The sequence below is a fragment of the Roseivivax jejudonensis genome (genome assembly GCF_900172265.1).
In the GTDB taxonomy this organism is placed as follows: Bacteria; Pseudomonadota; Alphaproteobacteria; order Rhodobacterales; family Rhodobacteraceae; genus Roseivivax; species Roseivivax jejudonensis.
Genome location: NZ_FWFK01000003.1, coordinates 28,420 through 41,411, shown reverse-complemented (window position 1 = coordinate 41,411; position 12,992 = coordinate 28,420). Strand labels below are relative to the sequence as shown.

Annotated in this window: 12 protein-coding genes and 1 tRNA gene; 6 read left to right on the top strand and 7 right to left on the bottom strand. The window is 69.3% G+C overall.

The window, feature by feature from the left end:
• Positions 1-49: 49 nt before the first annotated feature.
• A complete protein-coding gene (gene bhcR / locus ROJ8625_RS08190) occupies positions 50-898 on the top strand; it encodes an HTH-type transcriptional regulator BhcR (protein ID WP_234984214.1) in 849 nt (282 codons plus the stop codon).
• Here the strand turns inward: bhcR and ROJ8625_RS08185 are convergent.
• From ROJ8625_RS08185 to ROJ8625_RS08175, 3 genes are all read right to left on the bottom strand, one after another.
• A complete protein-coding gene (locus ROJ8625_RS08185) occupies positions 879-1,748 on the bottom strand; it encodes a bifunctional allantoicase/(S)-ureidoglycine aminohydrolase (RefSeq protein WP_085791408.1) in 870 nt (289 codons plus the stop codon). The genes bhcR and ROJ8625_RS08185 overlap by 20 nt on opposite strands.
• A 426-nt stretch (positions 1,749-2,174) precedes the next feature.
• Positions 2,175-2,249, bottom strand: a tRNA-Asn gene (locus tag ROJ8625_RS08180).
• An 80-nt stretch (positions 2,250-2,329) separates the two neighbouring features.
• A complete protein-coding gene (locus ROJ8625_RS08175) occupies positions 2,330-3,244 on the bottom strand; it encodes an MBL fold metallo-hydrolase (RefSeq protein ID WP_085791407.1) in 915 nt (304 codons plus the stop codon).
• A 78-nt stretch (positions 3,245-3,322) separates the two neighbouring features.
• Between ROJ8625_RS08175 and ROJ8625_RS08170 the strand changes: the two genes are divergently transcribed.
• On the top strand, positions 3,323-4,609 hold the full coding sequence (locus ROJ8625_RS08170) for an ATP-binding protein (protein ID WP_085791406.1): 1,287 nt from the start codon (positions 3,323-3,325) through the stop codon (positions 4,607-4,609).
• A 28-nt stretch (positions 4,610-4,637) separates the two neighbouring features.
• Here the strand turns inward: ROJ8625_RS08170 and ROJ8625_RS08165 are convergent, their stop codons facing one another.
• The 4 genes from ROJ8625_RS08165 to ROJ8625_RS08150 all read right to left on the bottom strand — a co-directional run bounded on the left by ROJ8625_RS08165 (position 4,638) and on the right by ROJ8625_RS08150 (position 9,225).
• The gene (locus tag ROJ8625_RS08165; RefSeq protein WP_085791405.1) at positions 4,638-6,845 is read right to left on the bottom strand and encodes a hybrid sensor histidine kinase/response regulator; all 2,208 of its coding nucleotides are present in this window, start codon (positions 6,843-6,845) and stop codon (positions 4,638-4,640) included.
• A gap of 4 nt (positions 6,846-6,849) precedes the next feature.
• Complete coding sequence (locus ROJ8625_RS08160; protein WP_234984213.1) at positions 6,850-8,022, bottom strand: FIST N-terminal domain-containing protein; 1,173 nt, start codon at positions 8,020-8,022, stop codon at positions 6,850-6,852.
• A 44-nt stretch (positions 8,023-8,066) separates the two neighbouring features.
• On the bottom strand, positions 8,067-8,750 hold the full coding sequence (locus tag ROJ8625_RS08155; RefSeq protein ID WP_085791403.1) for a response regulator transcription factor: 684 nt from the start codon (positions 8,748-8,750) through the stop codon (positions 8,067-8,069).
• Positions 8,751-8,910: 160 nt separating this feature from the next.
• The gene (locus ROJ8625_RS08150; RefSeq protein WP_085791402.1) at positions 8,911-9,225 is read right to left on the bottom strand and encodes a DUF1476 domain-containing protein; all 315 of its coding nucleotides are present in this window, start codon (positions 9,223-9,225) and stop codon (positions 8,911-8,913) included.
• Positions 9,226-9,386: 161 nt separating this feature from the next.
• On the opposite strand from ROJ8625_RS08150, the gene purC reads away from it, so the two are divergent.
• From purC to ROJ8625_RS08130, 4 genes are all read left to right on the top strand, one after another.
• Entirely contained in the window at positions 9,387-10,148 is a 762-nt protein-coding gene (gene purC / locus ROJ8625_RS08145) for a phosphoribosylaminoimidazolesuccinocarboxamide synthase (RefSeq protein WP_085791885.1), read from the top strand.
• Positions 10,149-10,284: 136 nt separating this feature from the next.
• Entirely contained in the window at positions 10,285-10,515 is a 231-nt protein-coding gene (gene purS / locus ROJ8625_RS08140) for a phosphoribosylformylglycinamidine synthase subunit PurS (RefSeq protein ID WP_085791401.1), read from the top strand.
• Positions 10,515-11,183 (top strand): phosphoribosylformylglycinamidine synthase subunit PurQ, encoded by a 669-nt coding sequence (gene purQ / locus ROJ8625_RS08135; RefSeq protein WP_085791400.1) that lies wholly within the window; start codon positions 10,515-10,517, stop codon positions 11,181-11,183. The genes purS and purQ overlap by 1 nt, the downstream gene beginning before the upstream one ends.
• 36 nt (positions 11,184-11,219) lie before the next feature.
• Positions 11,220-12,986 (top strand): sensor histidine kinase, encoded by a 1,767-nt coding sequence (locus ROJ8625_RS08130; RefSeq protein WP_085791399.1) that lies wholly within the window; start codon positions 11,220-11,222, stop codon positions 12,984-12,986.
• The last annotated feature ends 6 nt before the right edge of the window (positions 12,987-12,992 follow it).

Sequence of the window (12,992 nt, the reverse complement as noted above, 5' to 3'; positions counted from 1 at the left end):
TGTTTTTCATATCGTGAGCGCGTTTTTCAATGAAGCGTGAAGGACTGTCGTGAAACCCAAGGAAATCGACGAGACGGGGCCACGCCGGGCGCGCGGCCGGCCCCGCGACTGGCACGACAAGACCGAGCAGAACACGATCAAGTCGCTCGACCGCGCGATGGAGATCCTCGAGTTCCTGAGCGAGTCGCGCGGCATGGCGCTCACCGCGATCGCGGGGCAGATGGGGCAGTCTCCGGCCACGGTCTACCGCGTTCTCGTCACGCTGGAGGGGCGCGGCCTCGTCGAGTTCGAACCCGACGAGCAGCTGTGGCACGTGGGTGCCGGGGCCTTCGTCATCGGGGCGCGTTTCCTGCGCCGCACGAGCCTCGTGGAACGCGCCCGCCCGGTGCTGCGCACGCTGATGGAAGAGACCGGGGAGACCGCCAACCTCGGGATCGCGAAGGAGGCCGCCGTCCTGTTCCTGAGCCAGGTCGAGACCGAGGCGAGCATCCGGGCGTTCTTTCCGCCCGGAACGCTGTCGCCGCTGCACGCGTCGGGGATCGGCAAGGCCATCCTCGCGCACATGGACGACGCCCGGCGCGACCGGTTGCTCGGCGTGGCAGGGCTGGCCGCGTTCACCGAGCACACGCTGACCGATCTGCAGCTGCTGCGGGACGATCTGCAGCAGATCCGTGCGCGCGGCTACGCCGTCGACAACGAGGAAAAGACCGCCGGGATGCGCTGTATCGCGGCGCCGGTCTTCGACCTGAGCGGAGAGATCGTGGCGGGCCTGTCGGTGTCCGGCCCGACGAGCCGGATCGACCGCGACCAGATACCCGCCCTGAGCGGGCGCGTCATTGCTGCCGCGCGGGCCCTCACCGCCGCGATCGGCGGGCCGGTCACTCCGCCGCGGACCTGAGGCGACGCGCGGCCGGGCGCGCGGCGGCGGCCGGGCGCAGCGCCATGTGCCGGTTCACGTCCTTGTAGAGCAGGTAGCGGAAGCGCCCCGGCCCGCCGGCATAGCAGGCCTGCGGGCAGAAGGCGCGCAGCCACATGAAGTCACCGGCCTCGACCTCGACCCAGTCGGTGTTGAGCCGATAGGCGGCCTTGCCCTCGAGCACGTAGAGCCCGTGCTCCATGACGTGGGTCTCGAGAAACGGGATGACGGCGCCGGGCTCGAACGTGACCACAGTCACGTGCATGTCGTGGCGCAGATCCGCAGGATCGACAAAGCGGGTGGTGGCCCATTTGCCGTCGGTGCCGGGCATCGGCGTCGGCGCGATGTCGTTCTCGTTGAGCACCAGCGGATCGGGCTCGTCGAGCCCGTCCACCGGCTCGTAGGCCTTGCGGATCCAGTGGAACCGCAGGGCGTCATCGCCCGCGTTGCGCAGGGTCCAGTGCGCCGACGGTGGCAGGTAGGCGTAGCCGCCGGGCGTCATCTCGTGCATGTCGCCGTTCACCGTCAGCGTCGCCCGTCCCTCGACGACGAAGAGCACGCCCTCGGCCTCCGGGTCGGTTTCGGGATGCTCCGATCCGCCGCCCGGCGCGACCTCCATGATGTACTGCGAGAACGTCTCGGCGAAGCCGGTCATCGGCCGCGCGAGCACCCACAGGCGTGTGCCGTCCCAGCCAGGCAGGAAGCTCGTCACGATGTCGCGCATGGTGCCGCGTGGCAGCACCGCGTAGGCCTCGGTAAAGACGGCGCGATCCGTGAGAAGCGTCTCCTGGCCCGGGTGGCCGCCGTGCGGCGCGTAGTACTTGGCGGTCATGGTGGCTCCGAACGTGCTGACGGTTCTGCCGGAGTATGGGGCAGGCCGAAACGTGCCGCCACCGGTCGCGGCCCGACAGCACCCTTCGGCATTTTTTGAAAGACGCCAATGGTCTGCTGCCCGCGTTTGAAATCGTCCACGAGCGCGGCGCGCGTATCACCGGCATCCCGAGGCGCGCACGGTCCGGGTTCCGGTCGCCGACACAGCCGTAACGTCGGCGGAACGGAGCGACGTCATTCGTTCAGGAGGCGTGCCCCGAGACCAGGGCCGCCACGGGGCTGACATGATGCAATCCCGCTGCCGTCGCGCGGCCGAAGATCACACCGCGTCGGCTTCGGCTGACGTGTGGATATGGGCACTCAAGAAGTCGGACATCGTTCGAGCCGATCTCCGAAATCTTTCAATCTCAAACGACTGAGGAAGTTTTGGCTCCGGCGGTAGGGATCGAACCTACGACCAATTGATTAACAGTCAACTGCTCTACCGCTGAGCTACGCCGGAACACGGCGTGGCGTATAGCAAGGCGGGTCGGGGGCGTCCAGAGGGGGGAGCAGAAAAATCACCGAAAGATGACGGCCGGGTCAGAGGCGGACGAAGCGCGCGTCGGGGCCGAGGGGGTCGAGCGCTTCGATCCGGTTTTTTCCCGCAAGGTCAATGAGGTGCGCGAGCACGTTGCGTGCGGCGGCCGGGTGCAGGGCGGCAGGCGTGTCGGTGTATATGGCCGCGGCCAGGCCGGACGCGTCGGCGGGACCGGAGGTCAGGGCCTGGAGGATCTGGGCCTCGCGGGCCCGGCGGTGCGCCGCGAGCGCGGCGAGGCGCGCTCCGGGCTCGGCGACCGGCGCGCCGTGGCCGGGATGAAAGACCGACCAGCGCCGCGCCGCGAGACGTTCGAGCGAGGCCATGAAGTCGGTCACGTCGCCGTCGGGCGGCGAGACGAGCGAGCTGGCCCAGCCCATCACCAGGTCGCCGGTGAACAGGATGTCGCCCCAAGAAAAGGATAGGTGGTTGCCGAAATGACCGGGGGTGTGGTGCGCCTCGATCCGCCACTCTGCGGTCTCGACCACGGCGCCGTCCCCCAGTTCTCGGTCGGGCACGAAGCCGAGATCCACGCCCTCGCCGCCGCCGAGCGCGCCGGCGGCGGCGAGGCGCTGCATGGCCGGGCTGCGTCCCGCGCGGGCGTCGCCGTAGGCCAGGACCGGGGCGCCGGTCTCTGACGCCAGCGCGCGCGCCAGCGGAGAATGATCGAGATGCGCGTGCGTCACGAGGATCGCCGCGACCCGCGCCGAGGGGCCGACCGCGCGCAGGATCGCGTCGCGGTGCGCGTCGTCCGCGGGCCCGGGATCGATCACCGCGATCTCGGCGTCGCCAACGAGGTAGGTGTTGGTGCCGCGGAAGGTCATCGGCGAGGGGTTGGGCGCGAGCACGCGACGCAGTCCGGGCGCGAGCGGCTCGGCCACGCCGGCAACGGGCCGGAACTCTGGCTCTGGGTCGTGCATCACTGGGTGCCCCGGCAATCGCGCAAAACTGGCCGGCCGGGCGTTTCCCCCGGACGCGCTTGGCCCTAGACCTAGCGCATGTGGTTTCGATGGCTCAAACACTACGTGCCTCGCGGCATCTATGCCCGGGCCTTCCTCATCCTGGTGCTGCCGGTGGTAACGCTGCAGCTCGTGGTGTCGGTGGTGTTCATCCAGCGCCATTTCGAGGGGGTGACGGAACAGCTGACCGGGCAGCTTTCGCAGCAGGTCAACGCGACGCTGGCGGCGGACGCGCCGTGGTTGAGCGGGATGCTCGACCTCGACGCCGAAGCGGTGGCGGCGGCGGATCTGCCCGACGAGGACTTCCGCCGCTGGTGGGATTTCGCCGGGGCGGTCGTCATCCGGGAACTGCGCGCGCGCATCCCGGGGCTCGAGCGGGTGATCCTCCCGAGCGACCAGGAAGCGGTGATCTACGTGCGCCGCGAAGAGGGGATCACGCGCTTTGCCTTCGCGCGGGACCGGGTGTCGGCGTCGAATCCGCACCAGCTTCTGGTCAACATGCTGGTCTTCGGGATCCTGATGACGGCGATCGCGTATCTCTACCTGCGCAACCAGCTGCGCCCGATCACCCGGCTTGCCCGGGCGGCGGAGGCGTTCGGCCGCGGCCGGCACGAGCCCTATGCGCCGTCGGGCGCGGTCGAGGTGCGGGCGGCCGGCGCGGCCTTCGTCGACATGCGCGCCCGGATCGAGCGCCAGATCGAGCAGCGCACGCTGATGCTCTCGGGCGTGAGCCACGACCTGCGCACGCCGCTGACCCGGCTTCGATTGGGGCTGTCGATGCTGGACGACGCGGAAGCCGAGCCGCTGCTGCGCGACGTGGACGACATGCAGAAGCTCGTCGACGCGTTCCTCGACTTCGCCCGGGACAACGCCGAGAGCGGGCAGGCGGAGCCGACGGACCCCGCCGCGCTGGTGCGCGCCGCGGTGGAGGATGCGGCCCGCGCGGGGCACGCGGTCGCGCTCGGCCGGGTCGAGGGCACGGGCGAGGTGCCGCTGAAGCCGGTGGCGATCCGGCGCGCGGTCGAGAACCTGATCGGGAATGCGGTGCGCTACGGCACGCGCTGCGAGGCGAGCGTCCGCCTGTCCGAACGTTCGCTTCGGATCCGGATCGAGGATGACGGCCCCGGGATCGCCGCCGACCGGCGCGAGGATGCGATGCGCCCGTTCATGCGGCTGGATCCGGCGCGCAACCAGGATCGCGGCAGCGGCGTGGGCCTCGGCCTTGCCATCGCGGCGGACATCGCGCGGGCACATGGCGGCGTTCTGCGGCTGGGCGACAGCGAGCGGCTGGGCGGGCTCTGCGCCGATATCGTGATCGCGCGCTGACGGCTGGCGGGCTTGGGGCTGCGCGGCGTCAGACCGGCGGCGCCGCCGCTTCCTTCAGAAACTCGCCGAGCGCGGCGCCATCGATCGGCTTCAGCAGGCGCAGAAGCCCGAGATTGGCGCAGTCGCGCCGGACGCTTTCGGACCGGTCGGCGGTGATGATCGCGGTGGGCACCACGCCCCAGCGGTTGCGGATCTGGCGGTAGAGCTCGGTGCCGCTCGCGCCGTCGCCCAGCTGCTGATCGAGAAGCGCCGCATCCGGCACGAGCTCGAGATCCTCCAGCAGCCCGATGGCGCCGACCGCGTCGGCGGCCTCGATCACGCTGACGCCCCAGCTTTCGACGAGCTGCGTGAGCGCGCGCCGCAACTCGGCGTCGTTTTCCACGAGCAGGACGATGAGCCCCGATTCCGACAGGCCGGCCGGTCGGACCGGTCGGCCGCGCACCACCCGGGGGCTGGCATCGGCGCCTGCGACCGGCACCGAGACCATGAAGCACGAGCCGCGCCCGACCTCGGAGTGCAGGCCGACCGGATGCCCGAGACGCGCGCAGGCCCGCTCCACGATGGCGAGGCCGAGCCCGAGCCCGTCGTTGCGGCTGGCGCGCGAATCGAGGCGGCGGAACTCCTCGAAGATCGCGCTCTGGTCGGCCTCGGCGATGCCGGGGCCGGTGTCCCAGACCTCGATCCGGGCACAGCCTGCCGCGCGGCGCGCGCCGACGAGGACGCGGCCGGTCTGCGTGTAGCGCACGGCGTTCGATATCAGGTTCTGCACGACCCGGCGCAGGTAGGTGGGATCGCTCTCGACCCACAGGCTGGAGGGCACGATGGTCAGACCGAGGCCCTTGCGGTCGGCCAGGACCTCCATCTCGTCGCGGAGCGGGGCCAGCAATTCCTCGAGCGCGATGGGGCGGATGTCGAAGCTGAGCCGGTCGCTTTCGAGTTTCGAGATGTCGAGAAGGGCCTCGATGAGCCCCTCGGCGGAGGTGAGCGCGCTTTCGGCCTTGGCCAGCGTCTCGCGGTCGCGCAGCGTCTCGAGCCGGTCGGACAGCGCGGAGATGAAGAGCTTGGCCGCCGACAGGGGCTGGAGGAGGTCGTGCGAGGCCGCCGCGACGAAGCGGTTCTTGGACGCGTTGGCGCGCTCGGCGGTGGCCAGCGCATCCTCGAGATCGAGCGTGCGTTCCATGACCCGGCTTTCGAGCGCCTCGTTCAGATCGGCGAGCCGTTCCGCCGCCTCGCGCTCCTGCGTGACGTCGGTGACGGACACCACGAAACCGCCGTCGGGAATGCCCTGGCCGAACACGTCGAGGATCTGACCGGAGCCACGCCGCACCTCGAAGCGGATCGGACCGGCGCGGCCGCGCTCGGCCGCCCAGCGGGCAAAATCAGCGCGGGTCGCGGCGCTGGAGAAGCGGAAGTCGGTCGACAGGCGCCCGAGCAGGGTGTCAAAGCCCGCGCCGATCCGCAGGTAGCGCGCAGAGACGGACAGCAGCGCGCCGACCTTGCGGTTCCAGCCCACCAGGCGCCCGCCATCGTCGAAGATCGCGACGCCCTGGTTCAGGTGGTCGAGCGTGGCGCGGATCATCCGCGCCTGGCTGTCCTTGAGGCGGGCGCGTTCCTGCCGTTCGATCTGAACGATATCGGTGACGTCGGTCTGGACGACCACGGTCCCGCCGTTCGCGGTGCGGTGCTCGGACACCTGCAGCCAGCGATTGCCGGTCAGTTCGACGTTGAACATGACGTGCCGGTCGCGGTGCCGCTGCAGACGCTCCTGCGCCCAGGTCTCCGGATCGGTGCCCGGGGGCAGGGCGAGCGCGCGCGACCGGCTGATCTGGCGCACGTACTCGGTGAAGGCGAGGCCGGGCGACAGGTCCAGCGCCGCATCGCGGAAGTCGCGGCAGAAGCGGGCGTTGCACATCACCATCCGCTCGTCGGGATCGAACAGCGCGAACCCCTCGCTCAGCGTGCCGATCGCGTCGGCGAGGTTGCGGCGCGCGGCTTCGGCCTCGTTCGTCGCCTGTGCGAGCTGCGCGTTGGACTGGTGCAGCAGGTCGAGCGTGCGCTCGAGCTCGCGCGTGCGCTCTCGCACCCGCTGCTCGAGGAGCGCGGCGCGCTCGAATTGGGCGTAGGCGGCGCCTTCCTCCGCGATCTGGTGCTCGACGCGGCGCATGAGCGCCTCGGCGATCTTGACCAGCTTGTCGTTCTGACGCTCGAGCGTATCGGCGGGATCGATCAGCGACATCGGCTCATCGCTCCGGCGGATAGATGGCGACGCCTGTCAGGGTCTGGTTGACGTGCAGCCCGCCGTATTGCTCTCCGTAGGTGGAGAAGCCGCTGACGTTGTGCAGGGCGAGGATGCGGCTGATCGCGCGGGTCTGCTGGCTCTGACCGGCGGCGATCCTGCGCAGGATGCAATCGCAGGCAAGGACGTGCGCGGGGGCCCGCTCTTCGGCCAGCGCCGCAAGGCTGCGGTCCAGATGCTCGGCCATGTCCTCGGGATGGGCGAGGGTCAGCACCATGCCTTCCTCGATCGCCGAGAAGAAGACGAGCTCTTCGTTGTCGCCCACCTGCCGGATGGCGCGCACATGGTGCGTGTCGCCAAGGCGCACGGCGACGGGATAGGCCGCGAACGTGAAGGGATCGAGCTGTGCTGGATCCTTGCCCAGAAGGCGCGCGTATTCGCGCGCGGCCGGTTCGGCGTTGATCTCACGCACCACGCGGCGCGCCGGGTCGGCGGCGGTCACGACCATCCGCGTCGCGGTGGGGGTCAGGTGATCGAGCGTGAAGACCCGCACCGGGCATCGCGAGCGGACGAGCGACACCAGCGCGGCGTTCCGCAGGACGCGGCCGTTCCGCATCAGCCACGTCGCGCCGAAGCGCTCTCCGTCGCCGGCCGATCCGCCGAAGAGCGGCATCGAGCCCAGCCCCCGAGACAGCATCGCAGCGAGGTATTCCTCGCGCATCGACAGACCGTCGACGAGCAGGAAGGCGAACTCGGATTCCATCTCGGGCGCGGCCGCATTGGCCAGCGCGATGCGCCTCTGGATCAGCTCGTCCGTGATGCGGCTTTCGTCGAGCGTGTCGAGTCCCTCGACCGTGTAGGTGTCGACGGCGAAGAGGTCGGACGGGAAGGCGATGGCGATGATCTGGCCGTCTTCGTAGCCGTCGCGCCCGATCTCACCGGCCGTGGTGCAGGCGATGACGTCGGCGTCGCCGAAGCGGGCAGGCGCGTCCGCCGAAAGGGCGACGAAATCGGCGTCGGGCGACACGAAGAGGCACACGAGCGCGAACGGTCCCGGACCCAGTCCACGGACCACATCGTCAAGAGGGCTGGGGGCTGACGCCGAGGCCTGCGCCACGCGCAGGATCTCGTCCACGGCATCGGCCCCCGGCGCACCGCCGTGCCGGCCTCCGTCCAATATGTCGCCTTTCCTCCCAAAAGCTGGGATGCAGGATAGGCGTGTCATTCTTCGGTTGGCAAGACCCGCGCGAAGCTGGCGTCGTTTGCGATCAGCACCGCTTGCGTCCGGCTCTGGACGCCGAGCTTGCGCATGATCGCGGTCACGTGCGCCTTGACCGTGGTCTCGGCAATAGAAAGTTCGTAGGCGATCTGCTTGTTGAGCTTGCCCTCGCAGATCAGTGCGAGGATGCGGGCCTGCTGGTTGGTGAGCGTCGCGAGGCGCGCGAGCGTGTCCGACCCGTCGGCGCCGCCCTCGGGATCGATGTAGCTTTCGGGCACGAAGGACTGGCCCGCGACCACGGCCTCGAACGCGCGGCGGAAGACGCCGCGCTGGGAGTGCTTGGGCACGAAGCCGTTGGCCCCGGCCTTCAGCGCCTGGCAGATCATGCGGTTGTCGGCCATCGACGAGGCGACCAGGATCGCGGCGCGTGGCGCGGCCCGGCGCAGCCGCACCAGCCCGTCGAGCCCGTTCACGTCCGGCAGGTTGAGGTCGAGCACGACGAAATCGACCGGGTCCGACTGCAGAACCGCCAGCGCGGCCTCGAGCGTGCCGGCTGTCTCGATCCGTTCGAAGTCGGCGATGGAATTGAGCGTGAGCGTCAGCGCATCGCAAAACAGCGGATGGTCGTCGACGACGAGCGCCGAGGTCGGCACGGTGGAGATCTGCGCTTCGGCGGTCCGGGTCATCGGTGGGTCCGGGGCTGGGTCGTGACGTCTTGCGGTCCTCGAACGCTATCGACTTCGCGCGCCCTGGTCACTTGCCGAAAGGTCTTAGGTCTGCCGCCGCCCCCGATAGGCTGGGCGGGGCCGGGGCGCGTAGGCTCCCCGGTCGCGCGCCGCCGCCGGCTCAGTGTTCCTCGGTGAGCTGCTTCTTGGCCTCGAGCAGGCACTCGGCCATCCGCGCGCGGATCTCGTCCGGCGACGACTTGTCGCCGAGATCGCCCGCGACCTTGCGCACGACGTCCTCGTGGCCGGCCTCCTCGAAATCGGCCTTCACCACTTCCTTGGCGTAGGCGTCGGCGTCGGCGCCCGAAAGGCCGAGCTTCTCCGCGGCCCACAGCCCGAGCAGCTTGTTGCGACGCGCCTCTGCGCGGAACTTCATCTCCTCGTCATGGGCAAACTTGTTCTCGAAGGCGCTTTCGCGATCGTCGAAGGTACTCATTGTCCCGGTCCTGGCCTGTTGGATCCCGTTCCGGGTATGCCGCTCTGCCGCGTCCGGCGCAAGTCATGCGCGGCCTACGCCGCTTGCGAGTGCACGGGGCTTGGACTAAAGGGACGCGTGCGGGGGCATGCCTGTTGCAACCCATCATCGAAAGGGCCGTCATGGCGCGTCGCAAGAAGATCTACGAAGGCAAGGCGAAGATTCTCTACGAGGGCCCGGAGCCCGGGACGATCGTCCAGTACTTCAAGGACGACGCCACCGCCTTCAACGCCGAGAAACGTGACGTGATCGACGGCAAGGGCGTGCTGAACAACCGCCTGTCCGAGTTCTTCATGACCGGGCTGAACAACGTCGGCATCCCGACCCACTTCATCCGGCGACTGAACATGCGCGAGCAGCTGGTGCGCTCGTGCGAGATCATCCCGCTCGAGGTGGTCGTGCGCAACGTCGCGGCGGGCTCGCTGGCCAAGCGGCTCGGGCTCGAGGAAGGCTCCGCGTTGCCGCGCCCGATCGTCGAATACTACTACAAGGACGACAAGCTCGGCGATCCGTTGGTCACCGAGGAACACATCGCCGCGTTCGGCTGGGCCAGCCAGCAGGACATGGACGACATCCTGAGCCTCGCGCTCCGGGTCAACGATTTCCTGTCCGGCGTGATGATCGCGGTCGGCATCCGGCTCGTGGATTTCAAGATCGAGATCGGGCGGGTCTTCGACGGCGATTTCCAGCGCCTGATCGTGGCTGACGAGATCTCGCCCGACAGCTGTCGGCTGTGGGATGCCGAGACCGGCCAGAAGCTCGACAAGGACGTGTTCCGCCGCGACCTGGGCGACCTGGCCGATGCCTATACCGAAGTGGCGCGTCGTCTTGGCGTGATGCCCAAGAACGCCGCGCCGATCACGAAGCCCACGCTGATCAATTGAAAGCGAAAGACCGGCGGCAACGTCCGGGTACTGACCACTTCAGCCAAGAAGACGCGGGGGCCGGGTCGCACGTGACGGCGGCGGCGAGGGATGCCGCCCCGGTCCGCGGCCCGCGCCGGATCGAAGGAGACGAAGCATGAAGGCACGGGTGCACGTGATGCTGAAGGACGGTGTGCTCGACCCGCAGGGCGAGGCGGTGCGCCACGCGCTCGGGGCGATGGGGTTCGACGGCGTCGACGGCGTGCGGCAGGGCAAGGTGATCGAGCTCGACCTCGCCGATGGAACGTCGGAGGCGCGGATCGCCGAGATGTGCGAGCGGCTTCTCGCGAACACGGTGATCGAAAGCTACCGGATCGAGACCCTGTGATGCGCGCGGCCGTCATCGTCTTCCCGGGCTCCAACTGCGACCGCGACCTCGCCGTCGCGCTCGAGGCCGCCGGCATCGAGACCACGATGGTCTGGCACAAGGATACCGCGCTTCCCGAGGGTACCGACCTCGTGGGCGTACCGGGCGGGTTCTCCTACGGCGACTACCTGCGCTGCGGCGCGATCGCCGCGACATCGCCGGTGATCGGCGCCGTCATCCGCCATGCCGAGCGCGGCGGCTACGTCCTCGGGGTGTGCAACGGTTTCCAGATCCTGACCGAGACCGGGCTTCTGCCGGGCGCTCTGCTGCGCAACGCGGGTCTGAAATACATCTGCCGGACCGTGCCGCTGACCGTCGGGACCGCCGACAGCGTGTTCACCGCCGGCTACGCCGCGGGCGAGCGGATCGACGTGCCGATCGCGCATCACGACGGCAACTACATCGCGGATGCCGGCACGCTCGACCGGCTGGAGGGCGAGGACCGTGTCGCGTTCCGCTACGGCGACAATCCCAACGGGTCGGTGCGCGACATCGCCGGGATCCTGTCGGAGAACCGGCGCGTGCTGGGAATGATGCCGCATCCCGAGCGCGCCGCGGACAGGGGGCATGGCGGGACCGACGGGCAGCGGCTTTTCGCCCATCTGACCGCCGCGATGGATCCCGCTTGACTTGTGAGCGTGCCGGGCGCCGCGTAGCATCTGTGCATGTCGGACGCTGAAGACACGAGCGACGAGCAGGCGGGGCCGGGCCCGCTGAGCTGGCGGGTCAGGGCCGCGCTGCTGGTGCTCTTCGCGGCGGCGGTCGCGACCGTGTGGGTGACGAACCACCTGCTGACCCAGCGATTCACCGAAACGACGCGCAACCGCGCCGAGCTGCGGCTCGCGCTCTATTCCGGCAACCTGCTGGCCGAGATCCGGCGGAACGCCATCGTGCCGGAGCTTCTGGCCCTCGATCAGACGCTGATCAATGCGCTGCAGGCCGACGAGTTCGTGCAGAGTTCGCAGCGGCTGATGTTCTACGCGGAGCAGATCGGCGGGGCGTCGCTGATGCTTCTCGATCGCGACGGGCGGACCGTCGCGGCGACCGACCGCAACCGGCTGGGCGAGAACCACCGGCAGGCGCCGTATTTCGTGGACGCGCTGCGTTCCAACGCCAAGGTGTTCACCACGCGCCAGCGCGAGACCGGCGATTTCAGTTTCTACTACTCGAGCCGCGTGTCGGCGGGCGGCACGATCCTCGGCGTGATCCTCGTCGAGCTCGACCTCGGCAAGTTCGAACGGGCGTGGTCGGGCGTCACCGACGCGGTTCTTGTGACGAACAGCGAGGGACAGATCATCCTCGCCACCGAACCACGCTGGCGCGGACTGCAAGTGGCCGAGGCGCTCGAGCGGCAGCCGCCGGACACCGCGATCGAACGCGCGATCCAGGCCACGGCGGACTGGACCGCGGTGTCGGCCGATGCCTACCTGCGCGGCGAAGCTGTGATGCGCGTCGACAGCAACCTGGCATTCCGGGGCTGGTCGATCTCGTCCTTCACGACCTATGCGAGCGTGCGCGAGCGCGTGAACGCGGTCCTGGCGCTCGAGATCATGGTCTTCGCGCTGCTGGCGGCACTGGCGTTCTACGCGCTCAGCCGCAAGACCGCGCTGCGCATGGCGCTGTTCCAGCGCGAGAGCGCGGAGCTGCGGCGGCTGAACGTGCGGCTCCAGCGCGAGATCGCGGAGCGCGAGCGCGTGCAGGAGAACCTCGCCGTCGCCGAGCAGACGCTCGAGCAGAGCTCGAAGCTCGCCGCGCTCGGCGAGATGTCGGCAGCGGTGAGCCACGAGCTGAACCAGCCGCTCGCGGCGATGAAGACCTACCTGGCCGGTGCGCGCCTTCTGCTGCGGCGGAACCGGCCCGAAGAGGCGCAGACCGCGTTCCATCGCATCGACGACCTGATCGAGCGCATGGGGGCGATCACCCGGCAACTCAAGTCCTATGCACGCAAGGGCGCCGACCGGCTGAGCCCGGTGGACATGGGCGAGGCGCTGGGGTCTGCCCTGTCGATGATGGAGCCGCAACTCAAGAGCCGAAAGGTCCGCATCAGCCGGATCGCGCCCGAGCATCCCGTCCGTGTGCTGGGCGACCGGGTGCGCATCGAGCAGGTGCTCGTGAACCTTCTGCGCAACGCGCTCGACGCGACGAAGGGCGTGCGCAATCCCGAAATCGAAGTGCTGCTGGCCGAGGGCGAGACAGCGACCCTGTCGGTTCGCGACAACGGCCACGGGATCGAGGATCTCGATGCGCTGTTCGAGCCGTTCTACACCACCAAGCAACCCGGAGACGGCACCGGCCTCGGCCTCGCCATCTCCTCCGGGATCGTCGCCGACCTCGGCGGTCGCCTCACTGCGCGGAACGCGGAAGGGGGCGGGGCGGTTTTCGAGATGCAGCTGCCGATCCTGAGGGAACAAGACCAACAAGCCGCGGAGTGAAACGCG